At 31.0% G+C, this 19,371-nt stretch carries 15 protein-coding genes; 10 read left to right on the forward strand and 5 right to left on the reverse strand.

Translation table 11 applies throughout. The features are described from left to right. Positions 1-17 precede the first annotated feature (17 nt). The 5 genes from NMK29_RS17295 to NMK29_RS17315 all read left to right on the forward strand — a co-directional run bounded on the left by NMK29_RS17295 (position 18) and on the right by NMK29_RS17315 (position 3,737). A complete protein-coding gene (locus NMK29_RS17295; RefSeq protein WP_159092104.1) occupies positions 18-632 on the forward strand; it encodes a hypothetical protein in 615 nt (204 codons plus the stop codon). Between the two features lie 532 nt (positions 633-1,164). After that, complete coding sequence (locus NMK29_RS17300) at positions 1,165-1,317, forward strand: hypothetical protein (RefSeq protein ID WP_159092105.1); 153 nt, start codon at positions 1,165-1,167, stop codon at positions 1,315-1,317. An 83-nt stretch (positions 1,318-1,400) separates the two neighbouring features. Further along, positions 1,401-1,640 carry a hypothetical protein gene (locus NMK29_RS17305; protein WP_108802126.1) on the forward strand — a complete coding sequence of 80 codons (240 nt, stop codon included), beginning with the start codon at positions 1,401-1,403 and terminating at the stop codon, positions 1,638-1,640. 19 nt (positions 1,641-1,659) lie between these two features. Next, positions 1,660-2,112 (forward strand): hypothetical protein, encoded by a 453-nt coding sequence (locus tag NMK29_RS17310; RefSeq protein WP_108802127.1) that lies wholly within the window; start codon positions 1,660-1,662, stop codon positions 2,110-2,112. A 395-nt stretch (positions 2,113-2,507) separates the two neighbouring features. Next, positions 2,508-3,737 (forward strand): site-specific integrase, encoded by a 1,230-nt coding sequence (locus NMK29_RS17315; protein WP_108802128.1) that lies wholly within the window; start codon positions 2,508-2,510, stop codon positions 3,735-3,737. A gap of 12 nt (positions 3,738-3,749) precedes the next feature. On the opposite strand, the gene NMK29_RS17320 is transcribed toward NMK29_RS17315, so the two are convergent. The 4 genes from NMK29_RS17320 to NMK29_RS17335 all read right to left on the reverse strand — a co-directional run bounded on the left by NMK29_RS17320 (position 3,750) and on the right by NMK29_RS17335 (position 9,059). Further along, on the reverse strand, positions 3,750-4,766 hold the full coding sequence (locus tag NMK29_RS17320; protein ID WP_108802129.1) for a DinB family protein: 1,017 nt from the start codon (positions 4,764-4,766) through the stop codon (positions 3,750-3,752). After that, a complete protein-coding gene (locus tag NMK29_RS17325; RefSeq protein ID WP_108802130.1) occupies positions 4,767-6,950 on the reverse strand; it encodes a prolyl oligopeptidase family serine peptidase in 2,184 nt (727 codons plus the stop codon). 116 nt (positions 6,951-7,066) lie between these two features. After that, a complete protein-coding gene (locus NMK29_RS17330; protein ID WP_159092106.1) occupies positions 7,067-7,207 on the reverse strand; it encodes a class I lanthipeptide in 141 nt (46 codons plus the stop codon). A gap of 136 nt (positions 7,208-7,343) precedes the next feature. Next, positions 7,344-9,059 (reverse strand): helix-turn-helix domain-containing protein, encoded by a 1,716-nt coding sequence (locus tag NMK29_RS17335; RefSeq protein ID WP_108802131.1) that lies wholly within the window; start codon positions 9,057-9,059, stop codon positions 7,344-7,346. A gap of 522 nt (positions 9,060-9,581) precedes the next feature. Between NMK29_RS17335 and NMK29_RS17340 the strand changes: the two genes are divergently transcribed. The 4 genes from NMK29_RS17340 to NMK29_RS17355 all read left to right on the forward strand — a co-directional run bounded on the left by NMK29_RS17340 (position 9,582) and on the right by NMK29_RS17355 (position 17,663). After that, complete coding sequence (locus tag NMK29_RS17340; protein WP_254097304.1) at positions 9,582-10,046, forward strand: RNA polymerase sigma factor; 465 nt, start codon at positions 9,582-9,584, stop codon at positions 10,044-10,046. Between the two features lie 198 nt (positions 10,047-10,244). Then, positions 10,245-10,703, forward strand: coding sequence for a hypothetical protein (locus NMK29_RS17345; protein WP_159092108.1), 459 nt, complete (start codon positions 10,245-10,247; stop codon positions 10,701-10,703). Between the two features lie 37 nt (positions 10,704-10,740). Further along, positions 10,741-17,187 carry an FG-GAP-like repeat-containing protein gene (locus tag NMK29_RS17350; RefSeq protein ID WP_108802134.1) on the forward strand — a complete coding sequence of 2,149 codons (6,447 nt, stop codon included), beginning with the start codon at positions 10,741-10,743 and terminating at the stop codon, positions 17,185-17,187. A 92-nt stretch (positions 17,188-17,279) separates the two neighbouring features. Then, positions 17,280-17,663, forward strand: a complete 384-nt coding sequence (locus NMK29_RS17355; RefSeq protein ID WP_108802135.1) for an RDD family protein — start codon at positions 17,280-17,282, stop codon at positions 17,661-17,663. Positions 17,664-17,704: 41 nt separating this feature from the next. Here NMK29_RS17355 and NMK29_RS17360 read toward each other — a convergent pair whose 3' ends face one another. Continuing rightward, a complete protein-coding gene (locus NMK29_RS17360) occupies positions 17,705-17,986 on the reverse strand; it encodes a hypothetical protein (RefSeq protein WP_159092109.1) in 282 nt (93 codons plus the stop codon). 533 nt (positions 17,987-18,519) lie between these two features. Here NMK29_RS17360 and NMK29_RS17365 point away from each other — a divergent pair. Beyond that, on the forward strand, positions 18,520-19,128 hold the full coding sequence (locus NMK29_RS17365; protein WP_108802137.1) for a porin family protein: 609 nt from the start codon (positions 18,520-18,522) through the stop codon (positions 19,126-19,128). Positions 19,129-19,371: the final 243 nt, after the last annotated feature.

Genomic DNA, 19,371 nt, shown 5'->3' on the forward strand with positions numbered 1-19,371 from the left:
TTTTTGTTGCGGCACATATGAAAAAGACTTTTCTAATATTGATTAACATTCTTATCACGATGATTTTGATTTCTTGTGTGACCAAATACAAAATTCAAGAAACAGAATATCAATTTATTCCGTACAAAGGAAATGAAGTGTTAGTATTTGAATCGAATAGAAGTAAAAAAGATACAATTAGTTTAAAAACATACAAAGGTTGGTATAAAACAGAAAGAGTTCCTTATAGAATTTTTCATAATAAATATGAAAAATATGGGATTGATTTAGTACATCATAGTTCAAAAATCGTAGATTCTATTCCAGATTTTTTAATCGAAATATTCGCATTTGATTGGAAAGGATTAAGAATAAATATAAGAACCAAATCTGACAACCATAACTATGTAAATAAAACGAGCTTTACTGTGTTTGAATTTGATAGTATACCAAATACAGAAATGAAAATTAATCAAATTATATATTCAGACGTAAAAGTAATTTTAGGTGAGAATGATGAAAACAAAACTGGGAATCAGGTAAGTCAATTTTATTGGAGTGAAAAGAATGGGTTATTGGGATGGGATATCAATAATGTTGAATGGAGATTGAATAAAAGATACGTGCCACAACAAAATATGAAAATGGATTAAAACACCTTTTACACTAAATATTAAAGTTCAATAAAACGATAATTTGAAAGCATTCTTAATCATATTTTTTTTAGTAGTAATTGTTATTGCATATTTTGTTTGGTATCTAAATAAAAACCGATGTCCTAAATGTAACGCAAGCTTTTTTTACTACAACACTATAGAGAAAAAAGATTTAGGTTATGATCCACATTATAATTTTGTAAGAATCAATCAGCAAACGTATAAATGCTTAAAATGTAAACATACCTGGAAAGAAATAACGAAACATGATGAGAGGAATTATTAAAAGTTTAAATAAACAATGAACATACTTCAGGAAAATCCGGAGTTGGTAAAAACTGTAATCGCATTACTTGTGACACTAATAATTTCAATGTTATCAGATAAAATTATAAAAGCTTTAAAACTAGGAATATCAAATAAACAGTTTATAGTAATTGTATTCGTCATTTATCTTATTCTAGATTTTATAGTATTTTAATTAAAAGTTAAAATAAATCGACAATTAAATAACTATAGATAAGATACTATGATAAAATTAAATCAGTCTTTAAATTTCGAAATAATTAATAAACAGTCTTCAAATAAAATTAAAGGTGGGAATCACGGAACTCGAAAATTTATTGAATTCCCTGGTATTCCAATTAATGAATCATCTTTTGAAACAAATGAAGGAGGGTGATTTTTAAAATCCATAGTTGTATAAAGCAATGATCACTCGATAGCAATATAAATAAGTTTAAATAAACGATAGAAACATACAGAATGATTAATATTCACAGTAGAAAAGAGTTTATTAATTTTCTAGAGGGTCTCTTAAAAGAGTATCAAGAGCATCCAGAGAATTGGGAAAACCATAAGATGGAAGATTTTTTAGAAGCTATGATACGATATTCTGATGCTGTTCAGCAATACTATAAAAATACAAATCAAGGTATTAATGCAGATGAAGCCCAATGGAAAGTATTTGCAGATATTATAAAAGGAGCTTCTATTTATGAGTAATCAATATGTTTAAAATAAGATGTTATTAAAGCTACTAAAAAAACCATACTTACTTTTTTGGGGTATTATTCCTTTATTATTGCTTCTTTCCTATTATGAAGCTGATCAAACATTAGATGTAAATATTCATGACACTTATTATGTTTTTTCACGGCAACAATTAATAATCCTAATAAGTATCCTTTTTGGCCTAACTGGTTTTATATATTGGTTGTTAGAACGTTTCAATTTTAAAACTGTAACCTTATTAAATCTCTTACATTTAATTTTTACGATTGGACTTATCTTGATAAATAGCATCCAAGAACTTTTAGGAGACTATTTTTTAGGCAAAAGCTACTATACAAACTCTCATGTTCCCAATTCATCTATTTGGCTCTTTATTTTGATTATCAGCATAGGACAAATCATTTTTGTAGTAAATATTTTTTTAGCTATTCTGAAAGGAAGGAGTTATACAACTAAAGTCTAGTAAACTGCCAATGTTGGGGTCTTCTGTTCTTGAAAGCCTTACCTAACTTATCGAAGTGCATTTCTCTCAAAGTTGTAGCCATCGAACTAAGGTTTTTTTCTCAAAAAAAGAAACGCTTAAAAACAAAAAAGCCTTCAAAATCAAAAGATTAAGAAGGCTTTAAGTACTCGGGACGGGACTTGAACCCGTACGTCCTAATGGACATTGGATTTTAAGTCCAAATTTTCACGGTCTCAAAAAAACCATAAAAAACCGTAATACCCCATAAACACTAATAAAATCAATACTTATGAGATATTTATAAAATCAAAAAAAACCAAGATAAATCATAAAATGTTGAAACTATGTTGAAACCAGATTGATTATATTTGCATTTTAAAACTCAAAACATCTGTATGGCTACTACTAAATTAATACTGTATAAAGGCAAGAAAAAAGAAGATGGAACACTTCTTCTATCACTTAGAATTACTCACAATAGAAAAGCGAGTTATTTGTTTTTTGATTGGCTATCAGAAAAACATTGGGATAGTAACCAAATGAGAGTTAAAAAATCACATCCAAATGCACAACGGCTAAATCACCGTATTATTCAAAAACTGGCAGAAGCCAATGATTTCATCCTGGAATTCGAAACCAAAAGAAAATCATTTACATCGACAGATGTTGTCAATGCTCTTAAAGACGGAAGAAAAGATAGTTCATTTTTTAAACTAGCAGAAGAATATATTAACGAACTCAGAACACAAGGGAAATTCAATAGAGCAAACCCGGATAGCAGTAGAATAAAGCTATTTAAAGAATTTCTTAAAGGTTCGGACATCCAATTTCACGAAATAGATACAGCACTGTTAAAACGTTTTAAAACCTACATACTCACCAAAACTAACCAACGGGGTAAGACATCTGCAGAACGATCCGTAATGAATACATTTGTCGTAATTAGGACGCTATTTAACCGAGCAATTACAGAAGGCAGAGCAGATCAAAAGGATTATTCTTTCGGGAAAAGTAAAATACAGATTAAGTTTCCTGAAACTGTAAAAGTAGGATTAGATGAAAAAGAAATTTCACATATTGAATCATTAGAATTAGAACACTACTCTCCTATTTGGCATACACGCAATGTTTTTCTTTTTTCTTTTTATTTAGCCGGTATTAGAATTTCTGATGTACTAAATGTTAGATGGTCAGACATACAAGATGATCGTATTATTTATAGAATGAATAAAAACAATAAAGTAGACTCATTAAAATTATCGGAAAAAGTAAAATCAATAATAAACTACTATCGTCACGATAAAAAAAGTAAACATGATTATATTTTTCCTGAATTAAAAAAAGCCAATCAAAAAGACTTAAAAGATATCAATGCCAAAGTCAAAACTGCCGTTAAAAAATTTAATAAGTATCTAAAGGAAATTGCTAAACAGGCAGAAATTGATAAAAAAGTAACAACCCATATTGCAAGGCATTCTTTTGGTAATATTGCGGGAGATAAGATATCTCCGCAAATGCTCCAAAAATTATATCGTCACTCTCATTTAAGCACTACCATAGGTTACCAAGGAAATTTTATTCATAAAGACACAGATGAGGCTCTAGATAATGTGATTAATTTTTAAAAGACTTGTATACTACAAACCTACCCTCATCATTTTTTTTAATATCATTATTTCTCCAAAATGATAAGACTGATGTTCTAGAATATGCAACCAATGGTATAAATTCGTATCATCTAACACAGAGCATTCTTTATCTAACCATTTATCGCTCTTAGCTTTAAACAACTCAAAAGTCTTTCTTCTAGTTTCTCGAAAACTATTTAGATAATAATCTAAAGGAAGATTCTGAAAAGTATGATTAGCTACTTTTCCTAAGTTAATAGAAATTGCTAACTCGTTTTCTTCCTCATTACTAAGTAATCTATTCTCAAATGTTAATTTTTGATAATAAGCCTCTACTGCAGATAGATGCATTAAATAGGCTCCTATCGAATTTATATCTTCTTGCCTTACATAATCCAATTCATCAAGAGAAAGCGTCTGAACCGCTCTAATTATCTTTCTTCCAATATTGTTAAGTGCTAACAAATACTGACCAATTCTACTCGAATATTGATTAATATCAAAAGAATCTTTTCCTATAATTTGTAAATACCGTTCTGAAGTGTTTAGTTCAGAAGACATTATTGAAATATCATATTCTTCAATTTTAATTGGAGTGGTCTTACCGTTACCTTGTACCCAACCATTGGTCTCAACACCGAATGATTCTTCTTGAAAAGAGGCATTTAAAATTTCGACTTCCTTAAATAAACCATTATCCAATTCTAATTCAAGTGAAAAGTTCTTAAAACAGAAGGTTCCAAAAGATTTACACAGGCCTCCGAAGCATATGATCTTAGTATTATTATTGATTACACCTTCCAAGGTTACTCTTTTCCAGTGGAAATCTCTGATTGGGCGATCACCCATATTATCAAAATACCCCACTGTATTATCCTTATTATCTACCCGTACCCATATTGCGGCAGAACTCTCCTTATGTAAATTAGTAGTCTTAACATCCGCACTTAGTCTAAATTTTAATTCTTTTTTGACTTTAATGTTAAATGATTGATAAAAAGCATTCCAGTCTTGCGAAAAACTCATCTAAAAACTCCTAATTTTCTTGGGTTGATAATTTGGATGTCCAGTTTGCCAAAATGCAAATGCTAAAACATCTGCGGTATCATTTAACCTTTTGGTTTTAGAGTTAGAGCTACCATGTCCAGATTCAAAATCTACTTTTAACAATATAGGATTACCGGATGAATTGTAGTCTTGTAGTCTAGCAACAAATTTAGCAGGATCCCATGGAGGTACTCTAAAATCATTCATGCCCGTAGTTAAAAGGGTCGCTGGATAACTTTTACCTTTGCTAATATTATTATAAGAATCCATTTCTAGAAGTGTTTGAAATCCTTCTTTTGTTTTTATCGTACCGAATTCTTTAGTATTGTTAGCACCATTACTATGGCTTTCTAATTTTATGGCATTCATAAAACCAACATTTGCAATAACAACTGCAAATAAATCAGGCCGTTCGGTCATTGCCCTACCAACGGTTATACCACCAGCACTTACTCCGTTAATAGCAAGTTTATTTTTTGAAGTATACTTTCTATCTACAATGAATTCAGCGCAAGCAATAAAATCTTTCCAAGTATTCGATTTAGTTTCTTTAAAACCACCCTTATACCACTTATCACCTTTTTCACCTCCCCCTCTAACATGTGCAATAACATAGATCCCTCCTTCATGAATCCAAGTCATGATTTTTTCAGAAAACCTAGGTCTCAAAGAAGTTCCATAAGATCCATACCCTATCATAAATGCAGAATTACTACCATCTCTTTTCAAACCGTTTTTATAAATAAGAGATAAAGGTACCATTGCGCCATCATGGGACTTAACTTCTAATTCTTCTACCGTTATATTGGACACATCCAATAAATCATCTGATTTAATAAGACTTCCATCCTCGAAGTTTTTACTTTCTAAATTAAATATCAGTCTTTTATCTTTTTGTAACCAACCTCTTATTCCTAATGTAATATCCTTTGTAAACTTGTTTACATCTTCAATAGATATTCGTCCAGCTTTCATAGGTAAATCTACCTTTTCTTGAATTCCCTTGGAATCTACTATGAATAACTCTGATTCCACACCATTCTTAGTAGTAGTATATACGATTAAATCATTAATGACTCGAAAACTTTTAACTACTTTATCATTGGGCTCTTCAACTAAAATCTTTGGATTTTCAATATTTGGATTTAAAATTGAAGTTTTACAAATTTTAAAATTTGAAGCATTTTCTGAAGTAAGATATATAATACTATCGTTATCTTGATAAAATGACGTTACCTTATTTTCTTTTTTAAATAAAGACTTCCATTCTATTTTATTAATATCTTCTTGTTCTTCATATTTAGAAACATAGTAATCATGATAGGGCGTTGCACCTGCAATTGCAGCAATTGAATATTTATCTGTAGATTCTTGAAATAAAACGATTGGAATATCCTCTGATTTCATTCCTAATTTAGAATTATTTTTCTTAGAAAAGAATGTTTTTGGTGAGGAATCATCTAAAGTCTGTAAAACAACTCTGGTATTCTTAAAAAGATCTTTCTTTTCCAGATTCTCCTTTGGAATTTGTAAATACGTTACACCTGAATTATTGGGAAGCCAGTAAACCCCTCCATAACTAGGAACAGCCATATCCATAATTATAGGAAGAAGTTCTTTAGTTTTAATTTCCAAAAATCGCATTTCAGAAATTTCTTTACCTTTTTCAGAAAAACTTAACACAATCTTCTTTTCATCCCAACTAACCTTGTAATAATTTATGTAGTATTTTTTTAATTCATTTCTCTTATAATCTGCAGGATCATAAATTAACTCTTCTTTAGAATTTAAAGTTTTTCGATAATATAAATTTGGATAATCATCTTTATCCAAATTTCGTTTTAGATAATAAATAGCTCCCGAAGATGTAATTCTTATGTTAGATACATCTTCTTTTGTATTATTAGAAAAACTTTTTTGTAATTCTATTAGTCTTTTTTTTCCTGGTATATTTTTTAATATATCAGATGTACTATCTCTTTGTTTTCTGAACCAATCTATAACACTAGAGTCTTTTAAATTTTCGAGATATTTATATTCATCCAAAATCCTAGTTCCATGATAGAAATCGTAATTGTTTTCTTCTTCTTGTGAATTTGAATTACAGTTTGTTAAAAGAAAAAATAAAATGATGAACTTAAATATGGAAAGAACTTTTTTCATAATTAGTTTATAGTATTTTGAAAAAGAAACCTGCAGATTTGTGTATTAATTTTAATTGATATAAAGTAAAAAAAGAAATAACTCTATATAAAAGTTATTTCTTTTTTTATTTGTTTTTAGTAGGTAAGAGTAGTATCACTTACATCCGATAATCCACCTACACCTGTTATTACTCCTCCTTTAATTTTTATTTTCTGATCATTATTTAATTTAGCAATAGTCAGTTTTTCCAATTTTAGATCTTTCTTTTTTTTCATTTTTATATAGTTAATTAATTTTGGTCAAAAGTAAAGTTTTAAACTGAGGATATCCTAATTTAGAGTTAATTAGTACATCCAATTTATAAATTGAGACCACTCTTATCAGTAATATTCATTATTAATGAGCATAAAACTATTCTAGATTCTTAATAAAATATGATGGCTGTATTCCTGTATTCTTATAAAATGCTCTAGAAAAAGATTGCACACTTTTAAAGCCAACTTCTTCACCAATATATTTTATGGCATATCGCCTGAACTTATTATCATTTTTCAATTTTTGAATGCAATATTCAATTCTTAAATCATTCACATAGTTAGCAAAATTTTTTCCCTTATATACGTTTATCACCTTAGAAAAGTAAGACGAGTTTGTTTCAAATTTGGAAGCAACCAAACTCATTTTTATAGAAGAATCTAAAAAATGATTTTCTTTTTCAAAAACCGTTAACTTTTCTAGAATATCGTTTATTATATCAGATGGTATATCCAGTTCTTCTTGCGTTATTTCGTTTTTCTTGGGCTCCTCTAATTTTACTTTTTCCTTTATAATCTCCTCAAACCTTCTTTTGTAAAGTTTTTGCCTCTTATAATAAATTATAACAAAACTAATAAGAATCAAAACTGTAACTATTAAAATTAAAAGTTTAAACCTTGAATTATTTTGATTTAATTTTAAATTTTTAATTATTCTATTTCTTTCAGCAATAAGTAATTTTGTATCAAATTCTTTTACTATCTCGGATTTTAAACTTTCATTTCTCCTATTCGAAATACTATCAAGGGTAATTAACTTACCCATAAACTTTAATTGATTAGGTACATCCTTTTTCTTTTCAAAGTATTTAATTAGAAGTTCAAACACTTTCCTATTATCATTAGAATAGTTTTGCTTGGTAATCAAAGAATCTAATTTTAACAGATATGGAATTGCCTTCTCCTCTCTATTTAGTCCAACTAAGGACTCTGATATTTTTTGATAGCAATAAATAGCATTTGTTTCGCTGTAAGAAGGGGAATTATTATTAAGTTTCGCAGTTTTGTATAATGAATCAAGGGCTTTATCATAATTTTGAAGCATATAACTATTTACTCCATTTAATAAAAGAAAAGTAGCATATGAGTCTGTATCATTCTTTTTTAGACTTTTAAAAATTCCCTTGTTAATATAACTGGAAGCCGAATCTGGTATATTGGACCTATGAAAAGAATCTGAAATTGCAAACAAACTACTTATGTAAATTCCGTAATATTTATTAATAGTATCTTGTGTTTTTACATACTCAATATTTTCCTTAAAAAACTTAATTGCCTCTTTAAAATCCCCAGTTGAATTTTTTAACAAACCAATATTGTGTTTGATAGCCATGTTCTGGAAGCTATTATTATTATTTTTGGCATACTCAAAAGCTACTAGATAATTTTGAAGAGCCTGTTTATTTTGAGATTTTCTAAAATAATATCTACCTTTCCACAAGTAAGCTAATCCTGGATAATCCTTGTTTTTAATATTTTTAGTTAAATCAATTAAACTATCAAGATAGATTAATGAAATAGTATCTTTAAGAGAAGAAGCTAGAAATTTATATCCATCAGCAATTCTTAAAATATCTTCAGCTCTTTTAGCCTTTTTCATATAATATTTTAAATAGACTGTTGAACTTTTAGACTTGATATTTGAATTATTAAACAACTCTTTTAATTCCTCAAAAGTCTTATTTTTCAATGAATCTTTAAACAACTCTTTTTGAGAACCGTCAACCGCCAATTTAGAGTTTTGAGAAAAGATGAAATTGGTAATTATGAAAATCCCAAAAACACAACTTCTTACTAAAGTAATTTTATTCATATAAAACCTTTTACAACAAGAGCATTACAATAATTTAACGTGTTGTTTTACAGTTACTTAAATATTAACCAATTTATAAAATAATAGTTTCAATTTATAAATTGAAATAACTCATACTTGCACTAACGCAAATCTCTAACATATATTTGCCTCGATCAAAATTTGATCTTGATATCAAATCAGTTACAAAGCTAAAATAAAAAACTAAAGAGACTGTACAGATTTCCGTAATTGATAATAACAACAAAACGAATGGCATACTAAAAATAGCTAACCTATAGATCTGACCAATTTAGCAGATCTAAATAATTCATAAAATCATTCTACTGCAACTACAAGTTTGCAGACTTTATAAACGGTGTTTACAAACACCGACAAGGTATCTTATGTCTAATTTAAAAGGGAAACACAACAATATGAACACAACAAAAAATCAACAAATCATAGATGGAATCATTGCTGGGGATAGTATGATTCTAAAGTCATTTTACAAAAAAAAACCTACCTCCTGTCAGAAAGCTAATTAGACAATATCAAGGAACTGCAGAAGATGTAGAAGATATATTTCAGGAAGCCTTGGTATTACTTTATCATAAGCTACGTTCTGGAAACATAGAACTACCTATATCTTCTATAGAAACCTACTTTATTGGAATTTGTAAAAATCTGTGGAGAAACAAATTACGCAAACAACGCAGGATAGAACATCAAGAAATTAACGAAAAAAATCTGGCAGATACATCAGATTCAATTTTAATCGGAATTACAAAAGAACACCAACTTGATATCTTTCATAAACACCTTAATAACCTAAGCAATAGCAGTAAAAATGTATTAAATCTATTTTTTGAAGGAAAAAGCATGAAAGATATTGCTAGCAGTACCGGATATACTGAGGGATATACACGCAAAAAGAAATGCATAATTAAAGAACGTCTATACAAAATGGTTCAAAACGATCCTGTGTACAAGGAATTGGTAGCTTAATAAAAAATTCAGCATATAAGAGTTGACATTATCCATGTCCTGAAACGTAGCAAAATGTCATCATAATAAAAAAATAACAATTCGAGGTAACATTTCGATTCGTAATGACACAATACACTAGTAACTAACAATATAATCCAACATATTTCAATTAAACAAGAACCTCAAACATTTTATAAACTTTTAAAATCATAAACTATGAAACGAAAACTCTTTTTCATGTTGATCCTACTATTAGGGTTTGTATCTCATTCTCAAACAGTTTTGGACTTTACCTATGATCCATCAGGTAATCAAATGCTTAGAAAAGAAGGAACTGCTTCCAGAAGTGTTCAAACCGCTGTATCAGATAGCATATCTTACAATAAAGATCCACTAAATGAATTAACCGCTGAAGTAATCGAAAATCATTTCACGGTTTCTCCTAACCCTACTACAGGAGCGGCAACCCTTCGTTGGGATCCTATGTTTTCGGAACAAATAATCAATATTGAACTAATCAGCTTGATTACCAGTGAAAAAACTCCAATAAAACGGACCAGAGGAAACTCATTGAGCATCGATCTATCAGGAAAAGTAACTGGACTTTATGTGGTGACTTTTTATCTCAATAATGAAACTGTAAATAAAGTGCAGAAAAAAATCATAAAACTCTAAAATACACATCATACAAACATCTTTAAAATCAGCGTAGATGAAAACAAAACATATCACATACTTATGTGCCTTCTTTTTATGGATACTAAGTATACAAACACAAGCACAGGAAGCTACCAATCTACACCCAGTAGATGAATTCTCGTATACCAAACATCGGGCAACAGTATCTTTTACTGAAAATACAACTTCTAAAAATAACAAAGTATCAACCGCTAAAGAAACCGCTTTCAGCACAAAAAGTAGTAGCAGAGAAGCCGGAATAACTCCGGGTATTTTTAATGTTTCTCTAACCGGAGCAGCTACCTATACTGTTCCTATTAACGTACCTCCAGGAATCGCAGGAGTTTCACCGGAAATCAGCATCGCTTATAATAGCCAATCCGGTGAAGGAACTATTAGTAATGGCTGGAACATAGGTGGACTATCTTCCATTACCAGAATATCGTCTACTAAGTATCATGATGGTTCGATAGACCCTGTTGATTTTGATGCCTTAGATCGTTTCGCTTTAGATGGACAACGGTTAGTTTTAAAAACAGGAACCTATGGAGCGAATGGAGCAGAATATCAAACAGAGAATTATTCCAATCTAAAAATAACTTCTCACGGGACTTCTCCTTATGGTGCTAGTTACGGACCTTCTTATTTTATGGTCAAATATCCAGATGGCTCTACGGCTTTTTATGGTAATACAACTGCTTCACGATCTCGATTGGAATATGCTTTAACCACTTGGGAAACTCCACAGGGTATTCGAATTACATACCAATATACTGCTCAAGATAATGTACTTCAAATTTCTAAAATATTATATGGCTCTAAAGGAAGTGCTACGGCTATTAACGAAATTCGATTTATATACGGTAATAGAGCTGTAGCACAAAATACAGCGGTTGTAAACACGGGATTTACTAGAAAAAAGATACCAACAGAGATACAGGTCTATGGAAACGGAAGTCCTTATAAAAATTACCTGTTAACATATCGCACCGAAATAAATTGGGGTGTCAATAAAAGTATACAAAATCTGCATAAAATTACAGAATACACTGGGGATAAAAGTAAATCATTACAACAGATTATTTTTGGTTACGGAATCGATGATGGGAAAACAAACCACGCACTTACCACTAGTGATCTAGGTGTGGTCAATATAGAGCAACGTAATTCGGAAGTAGTATCTCTAGATCTTACTGGAGATGGGAAAATGGATTTTATGGTATATCCAAATACCAAAGATAAGTTCTATCTTTTTAAAGATACTAACTATAGACGCTCCTATACAATTGATACAGGAGGAAAGTTTGAAAACATTTTTCCTACGACCTGGTTAAATCATCAGAATAAAATACTTAAAGGACAAGGGCTAACGGTTGTTCAAAACAGTTCGAACAACAAAGTAAAATTTAAAGTGTATTCAAATGGTTTTTCTAGTAGTCCCGTTGACTTGCAATATGAAAAGACCTGGAGTGCTCCTACCTATACTGAAATGTTTAGCTGTAATTTTGGTTCCAGTACCAGAAGGATACCACAGAGATATATTTCAGGAGATTTTAACGGTGATGGACTCTCCGATATTATCGCCATTGGAAAACCCTATTCTAGCAGGACCTGTAGAACTACAACACCTCCACCTGGACAGAGTTGTGACGGTGGGCCCGATCAAATCGCTGTTAATAATGATCCAACTACTAATCAACAAACCAATTTATTTGGAGGTTGTTGTGAATGTAATACAAACAACAATGATATTTCAAGAGTCACATTTATTAATATGGATAGAAGACTCACTTCAGGCTTTGCTATTAATTCAGGACGTATAAGACCTCTTGGTGATGATGATAGAATTTTTGGCATTGATGTCAATGGGGATGGAAAAACAGATATTATGCATGTATCTAACGGACGTGTAGATGTATATTCTATTAATGGTAACAATCAATTAGCCCTTTTATGGTCAACTACTAACTCATATATCAAAAATGATTTCCCAATTCTTATTGGAGATTATAATGGAGACGGGAAGACCGATTTTATGACTCCTCAAGGAAATAATTCCTACAAATTCCAGTATTTCACATCTACAGGAAGTAAATTTATAGCACAATCTTCCACTTTTTCCTTCAATTTTAAAAATAGTTATTTCAGCGAAGCAAGTGGTAAATGGTTTGGTTTTAACCTATTTCCAGTAGATATTAATAAGGATGGTAAAACGGATATCATTCAATATGATACCGAGACTTGGAATAATAGTTCCAATGGAAAACAAAAATTTAACATTTTCCATAATCTCGGTAGACAAGGAAACAGTGCATCGATTACTTTTCAGGCTAAAAATGCCGACAGCAAATCAATTACCGGAAATCTAAAACATTTTCCAGTACCCGTATTTCTATCATCTCAGGGACCTAACGATAACTTGGAGTTTGCCACAATTTCTAATCAATGGATACATTCATTTACATCTACTACAGATTTTAAAAAATTAAGTACCCTACAAAGTATTTCAAATAATGGAGTGGTTTATAATATCAACTATACTACATTAAATGACACAGGTGATGGTAGTACTTACAAAGAAGGGAACTCTCAAATATATCCTTATGTAGATATTCGTAATTCTCTGGGGATTGATATTGTAAGTAATGTAGAACGAAAAGTATCTGGTATTCCAACCGTACAACAAGAGTTTTATTACAATGGAGCTGTATCCCATTTGGAAGGTTTGGGATTTCAGGGATTTCAATATATATCCCGCAGTAACTGGCATACAGGCGCAACAGATCGAATTTTTACCAATTATACCCATGATATATCATTAAGAGGTGCTATTACTTCCCAGTTTCAGACTCCCTACACCCAACGATTCGGAACAATACCTTCTGATTATATAGCGAAAACTACCAACATCTTTGAGCAATCATTGGCTACTAATAAGGTTTTCAAATTAAAAAACACCCAGTCTACAGTACAAAATCAACTCGATGGAACTGTAACTACGAGTCACTTTGTGTATGACGGTTATAATAATCCTACCAGTATTACAGTGAACTTTTCTGGCCATGGAAGCACTACAACTACGAATACGTATAGTAATAGCACTGGAAACGATTTCTATATTGGAAGACCAACAGTAAAAAAAGTAAGTACTTCTATAGGAACACAATCATTTAGTACAGAAGAGCGATATACCTATTCAGGTGCATTGATTACAAGTGTAAAAACCAAAGGAAACGCAACACAGTTCGATACAGAAAGTTATACCCATGATGCTTTTGGAAATATTACCAAAATTACTTCTGCTCCCTATGGAGAAACTGCGAGAATAGCTAGTTATAAATACGATGCTTCTGGTAGATTTTTAACAGAGTCTACTGATACAGAAGGATTAACTTCTGCTTATCAATATAACACTAATACCGGAGTCATGATTAATCAAACGAATCCGTATGGTCAAAAAACAACATATGAATACGACCTATGGCATCGTCCAGTAAAAGTAACTGACTTTCTGGGCAACAGCACTGCAACTACGTTTTCTAAAAGTAGTAGTTGGGTGACAACTGCAACGGTTACCAGTGATGACGGAAGTGCTGTAGAATCTATAACTGACCCTTTAGACCGTTTAATCAGCGAAGGTAGAAAAACAATGGATGGTAATTGGTCTAAATTATCTTATCAATACGATGCATTGGATAGAGTAACCGGACGAAGTGAACCTCATTATGGAAATGCTGCTTCTGAGTGGAATACCATTGAATATGACTTCTATGGAAGAGTAGCAAGAGAAAATCTATTTTCGGGTAAAACGATTACATATACCTATAATGGCTTGGCAACAACTGTTAATGATGGTACTAAAATAGTAACCACTACTAATGATGCACTTGGAAACGTTACACGATTGGATGATCCAGGAGGTACCATTAGATATACTTATTTTGGAAATGGAAATATGAAAACTTCTTCTTTTGAAGGAGCAACTCAAATTATCGAACAGGATGGATGGGGACGTAAAACCAAACTTACAGATCCTTCAGCAGGAGTATATACCTATAGTTATAATGGATTTAATGAGATTATTGAGCAAACTTCTCCAAAAGGAATAACAACTAATACCTATTCAGCAACTGGACGAGTGCTGAGTAGTCATATCAAAGGTGATCTGACCGATATGATGAGTATTTATAATTATGATACCACTACTAAATTATTAGACCGTATTGATGGGACAGATGCAATTAACAGAAAGTCATATTCCTTCATATATACCTATGATCAGCATTTAAGACCAAAGCAAATTTCTGAAAATAATGGGGAGGCTAGTTTTTCTTTAGCCTATGAATATGACCAATACTCCAGAATTCGAAAGGAAATACATACCGCGGATCTCAATCGAAGAAACAGTACTAGTGAAATGGTATACAATTATAATACTCATGGAGCTTTTATAGGTTTTGATCAGTGGAAGATCAAAGAAACCAATGCTCGTAATCAGATCACCGATATTGAGTTAGGAACTGGTGATTTAGAAACGATGGAGTACGATACTTACGGATATCTTAAGAAAAATGCAGTGTATAATACAGATTTGGGTGCTAACTATATCGAAAACACTTATACCTTTAATGCAAGTCTCGGAACACTATCTAGCAGATCTCATAAGACATCTATTACTGGTCACTCCGCTACTTATACTGAGAGTTTTCAATATGATACTCAGGATCGATTGACCTCCATTAGTGGTCCTTTTGCTAAAATCAATGTGTATGATAATTCAGGAAGAATTACAAAAAATTCTGATATCGGTGATCTTGCATACCAAGGAGGTAGTAAGCGATACCAACTCAAAAACATTAGCCTAAATACCAAAGGAGAACAGTTTTATCAAAACAGAGCAAGACAAGAAATCTCATACAATGCCTTTAAGAAACCTGTGGATATTTATGAAGATGGTAAAGGAAGAGTAACTTTTGAGTATGGACCTATGGGTAATCGTGTACGCGCCTGGTATGGAGGTTTGGATAAAAACAAAGAAGAGCGTACATATCGTAAACAATATGCATCGATTATTCCAGCAGAGATTGTCCAAAACACCAATGATAATAGTTACAAGTTTATCTTTTATAAAGGTGGAGATGCTTATAGTGCACCTATGGCAAGAGTCCATAAAATGACTGATCAAGGCAATAGTGCTGCTGAATACTACCTGCAAAGGGATCATCAGGGAAGTATTCTGAACATAACCAAAGAAGTAACTGTAGGTAATCAGACTAAAGGAGAAGTTGTGGAACGAAGACAGTTCGGGGCTTGGGGAACTGTAGATGCATTCTGGTCTAAAGATACAGGAACTACTATGGGGCATAATAGCCTTTTGGATCGAGGGTATACTGGACATGAGCATTTCTTTGATGTTGGGTTAATTCATATGAATGGACGAATGTATGATCCTAAGATGCAACGTTTTTTGTCACCTGACAATTACATACAAAATCCATATGACACTCAAAATTATAACAGATATAGTTATGTCTTAAACAATCCATTAATGTATACCGACCCTACTGGAGAAATGGCAAATTGTGGTTGTGGAGGTTTCGGATGGTCTTATGCAAATGGTGGTTCTTTTAGTGAAAACTTACGATCCATCGGTGCCACTTTTGAAGGGCTTGGAGATACTTTTAGTAATGTTGGAGATTGGTTTAGTAGTAAGAAAACTAACTTAAAAAGCATCAGAGACTGGGTTGGTGGATGGTTTAAGAAACGATCTGCACAAGCTAGAAATATTGAAGTGGCTAATTCTTCAGTGAGTGGTGATCCCCTGATACATACAAGTTCAGTTGTATCTCTTGCTTTTACTAGTTCCGGTAGTTCAGCAGCTAGATCTAATGCACTTATGGCCCAATTTCGAAAAGCTTTTCGATTTAAATATGAAAGAGGCTTTGGTTTTGGTTTGGGAGTCAAGGCTACCAAAAAATTTAAACTAGAAGGAAATCTAGATGTTCTTAAAGCTGAATATTATTCAGGAAGAGATAGATTGAAACTTAAACTTTTTGATCTTACAGGGAAAGTTAATATAGGAATTCCAAGATCAAGCGATATTAATTTTGACTTGGCTGGTCAAGTGGCTGAATTGCGTTTTAAAAATGTATTTAGTAATTCATTGAAAGAAAAACCTGAAGCTCCTAGTTTTGAGCGATTCGATTTTGGAAAAGGAACAGCTATTTTTATCGGAGGGTTAGGTCAAGAAAAGATTCGTTTTGGTGGGACAGGTTCCATAGCAAGATACACTCCTGAAAATCAACTTCAAATTTTAGTTGGAAGACCTGTTTTTGGAATGGGAACAGAAAATACTGGAGCGTTTGATATTTTTGATGAAGTAGATTTGGGATTTAAATTTAAAGCATTAAAAGGCCAGATAACGTTAGGATTAAACGTGAATGAATTACAAAAATTTATTCAATTGGTAAGAAAAAAATAGTTTGCAGTTTCTCACAATAAGTATTTGTTTTGATTATTTTTAATTTGTTTATTATAAAAATAATCAAAACAAATACTTAAAAAACTCAAAAAATGAGACAATTGATCAAGAGAAGATTATTAGCTGCGATGATAGACATGGCTTTAATATTGTTAATGATCTATTTCTATGCAATAGCTTACAACGGTTTTGTAGAATACACAAATCTTTCTGTTAAAATATACCATATACTATTTATAATATATGGCTATTTTATTACGCAAGAATTCATCTTTAAAACTACAATTGGAAAAAGAATGAATAGAATTCGAGTTGGTTTTGAAGAACAAAATCTAAAAAATCTTACCCAAATAGTTCTTAGAAACTCGTTTATTATATTTGAAATTTTTGTTCCTTTTATTTATTTAATTCCAATATTAATAAACAATAATAAAATTGGAGATTTTTTTAGTAAAATAAAATTAATATATGATTAAAAGAATTAGAACCAGAAAAAGGTTAGCGGGTCAATTTTATTCTAATAGATTCTTTTCGACTTAACTACCTTTTTATTTTGATCTATAGTAAATTCTGCTACTTCAAAACCTCCGGTACCAGAAAAGGTATAATTTCTGAATTGTAAACTATCAATTTTAGGATATTTATTGATTATATACTCATTAATGTTAATGGCAATAGATTGCATTTCACTCATTGATAAGTTATCATGTGCTACATCTGTAAAATAAAAGGAAGCAGAGAGAGCGTCATTTTCCGATTCTATGCTACTAAAGTTATATTTGGAATTAACGTCATTCATCACTTTTGTGTAAAATTTAAAATTTTCACTACAACTTGATAACATTACTGTTGTCAAAAAGAAATAAAATACACTTCGGCACATGATTGATATGTTTAAAAATTCAATTCAAAAATAATATTATTTGGATAGATGACACAAAGACCTATAAAAAATAAGGTCGAACAGGTTATGAAAACTTAATATTTATTCCCAAACGATCTCTATTTAAATTCTAAAAACAATAGTGTTAATAATTCGGACCGGAAATATTACAACAAGTATTCAATTGAATAAATTTTACAAGAAATTATAATAAAAAAATGAAACAAAAACAACAACTATTATATAAAGTCATGCGTCATTTTGAAGAGCATGCAAAAAATAGAAATATTATTATCTCATCCTACTATATCATAGGTTCCAACAATTGGAATTACCTGTCATTGGTGACCAAATTTTGGAAGAACAGGTACAACAAATATTTAATTTTCCAGAGTAACAAATTTCACTAAAAATACACTAAGAAATATAACCAATCATAAATTTTTACAATGAAAAAATATAGTTTACTAATAATCTTGAGTTTTTACAGCATAATTTCTTTTGGACAGGATATCCAAGTGGGAATAAAAGGCGGTTTGAATATATCAAATACTTGGGTTAATGTTAAAGGAGCTGATTTAGAAGTTGAAGATACGAAAAGTCGCACTGGAGTTCATATTGGAGGTTTACTGGATGTAAATCTTAATTCATGGGCTCACCTCCAATTGGAAACTCAATTCTCGAGAGAAGGGGATGATGCGGCATATTTTGATTACATCAATGTCCCATTAATTTTTAAATTTTATCCCGTAAAAGATGTTTTTCATATAAATATAGGACCACAGATTGGTTTTTTAACCAAAGTAGAAGGTGGTGATGAAGGTTTTAAAAAAACTAATTATGCAATCAATTTTGGATTGGGTGTAGGATCTAAATCTGGGTTCACCTTAGATGTGAGATATGGATTAGGAATTTCTTCTTTTATAGATGAAGATGTTGTCTTTGAAACTGAACCAAACTCTATATTTAATGGATTAAAGGCATACACGCAAGTACTGCAAGTTAGCGTAGGATATAAGTTTGATTTATCTTCTAAAAAAAGTGATTTCCAAAAATGAAAATCTAAAATAAACTCTTCGAAGTAAGATATTCTAAGGTAGTGTTAACTTCATGGTGGTATGAATAACAATATAAAAGTAAAGAACCGATGAAATTAATTTGTAGCTGGTTTTTCTATTTACAACCAGGCTGCACATTTTATTATAGAAGATCCTAAACCAATATTTTACCACATTTATGTAGGTCTCTTAATTACTAAAGTAAAATATAATTTTTGAAAATAATTTAATTCGTAAATAATT

The sequence above is a fragment of the Aquimarina sp. Aq107 genome, assembly GCF_943733665.1.
Classification (GTDB): domain Bacteria; phylum Bacteroidota; class Bacteroidia; order Flavobacteriales; family Flavobacteriaceae; genus Aquimarina.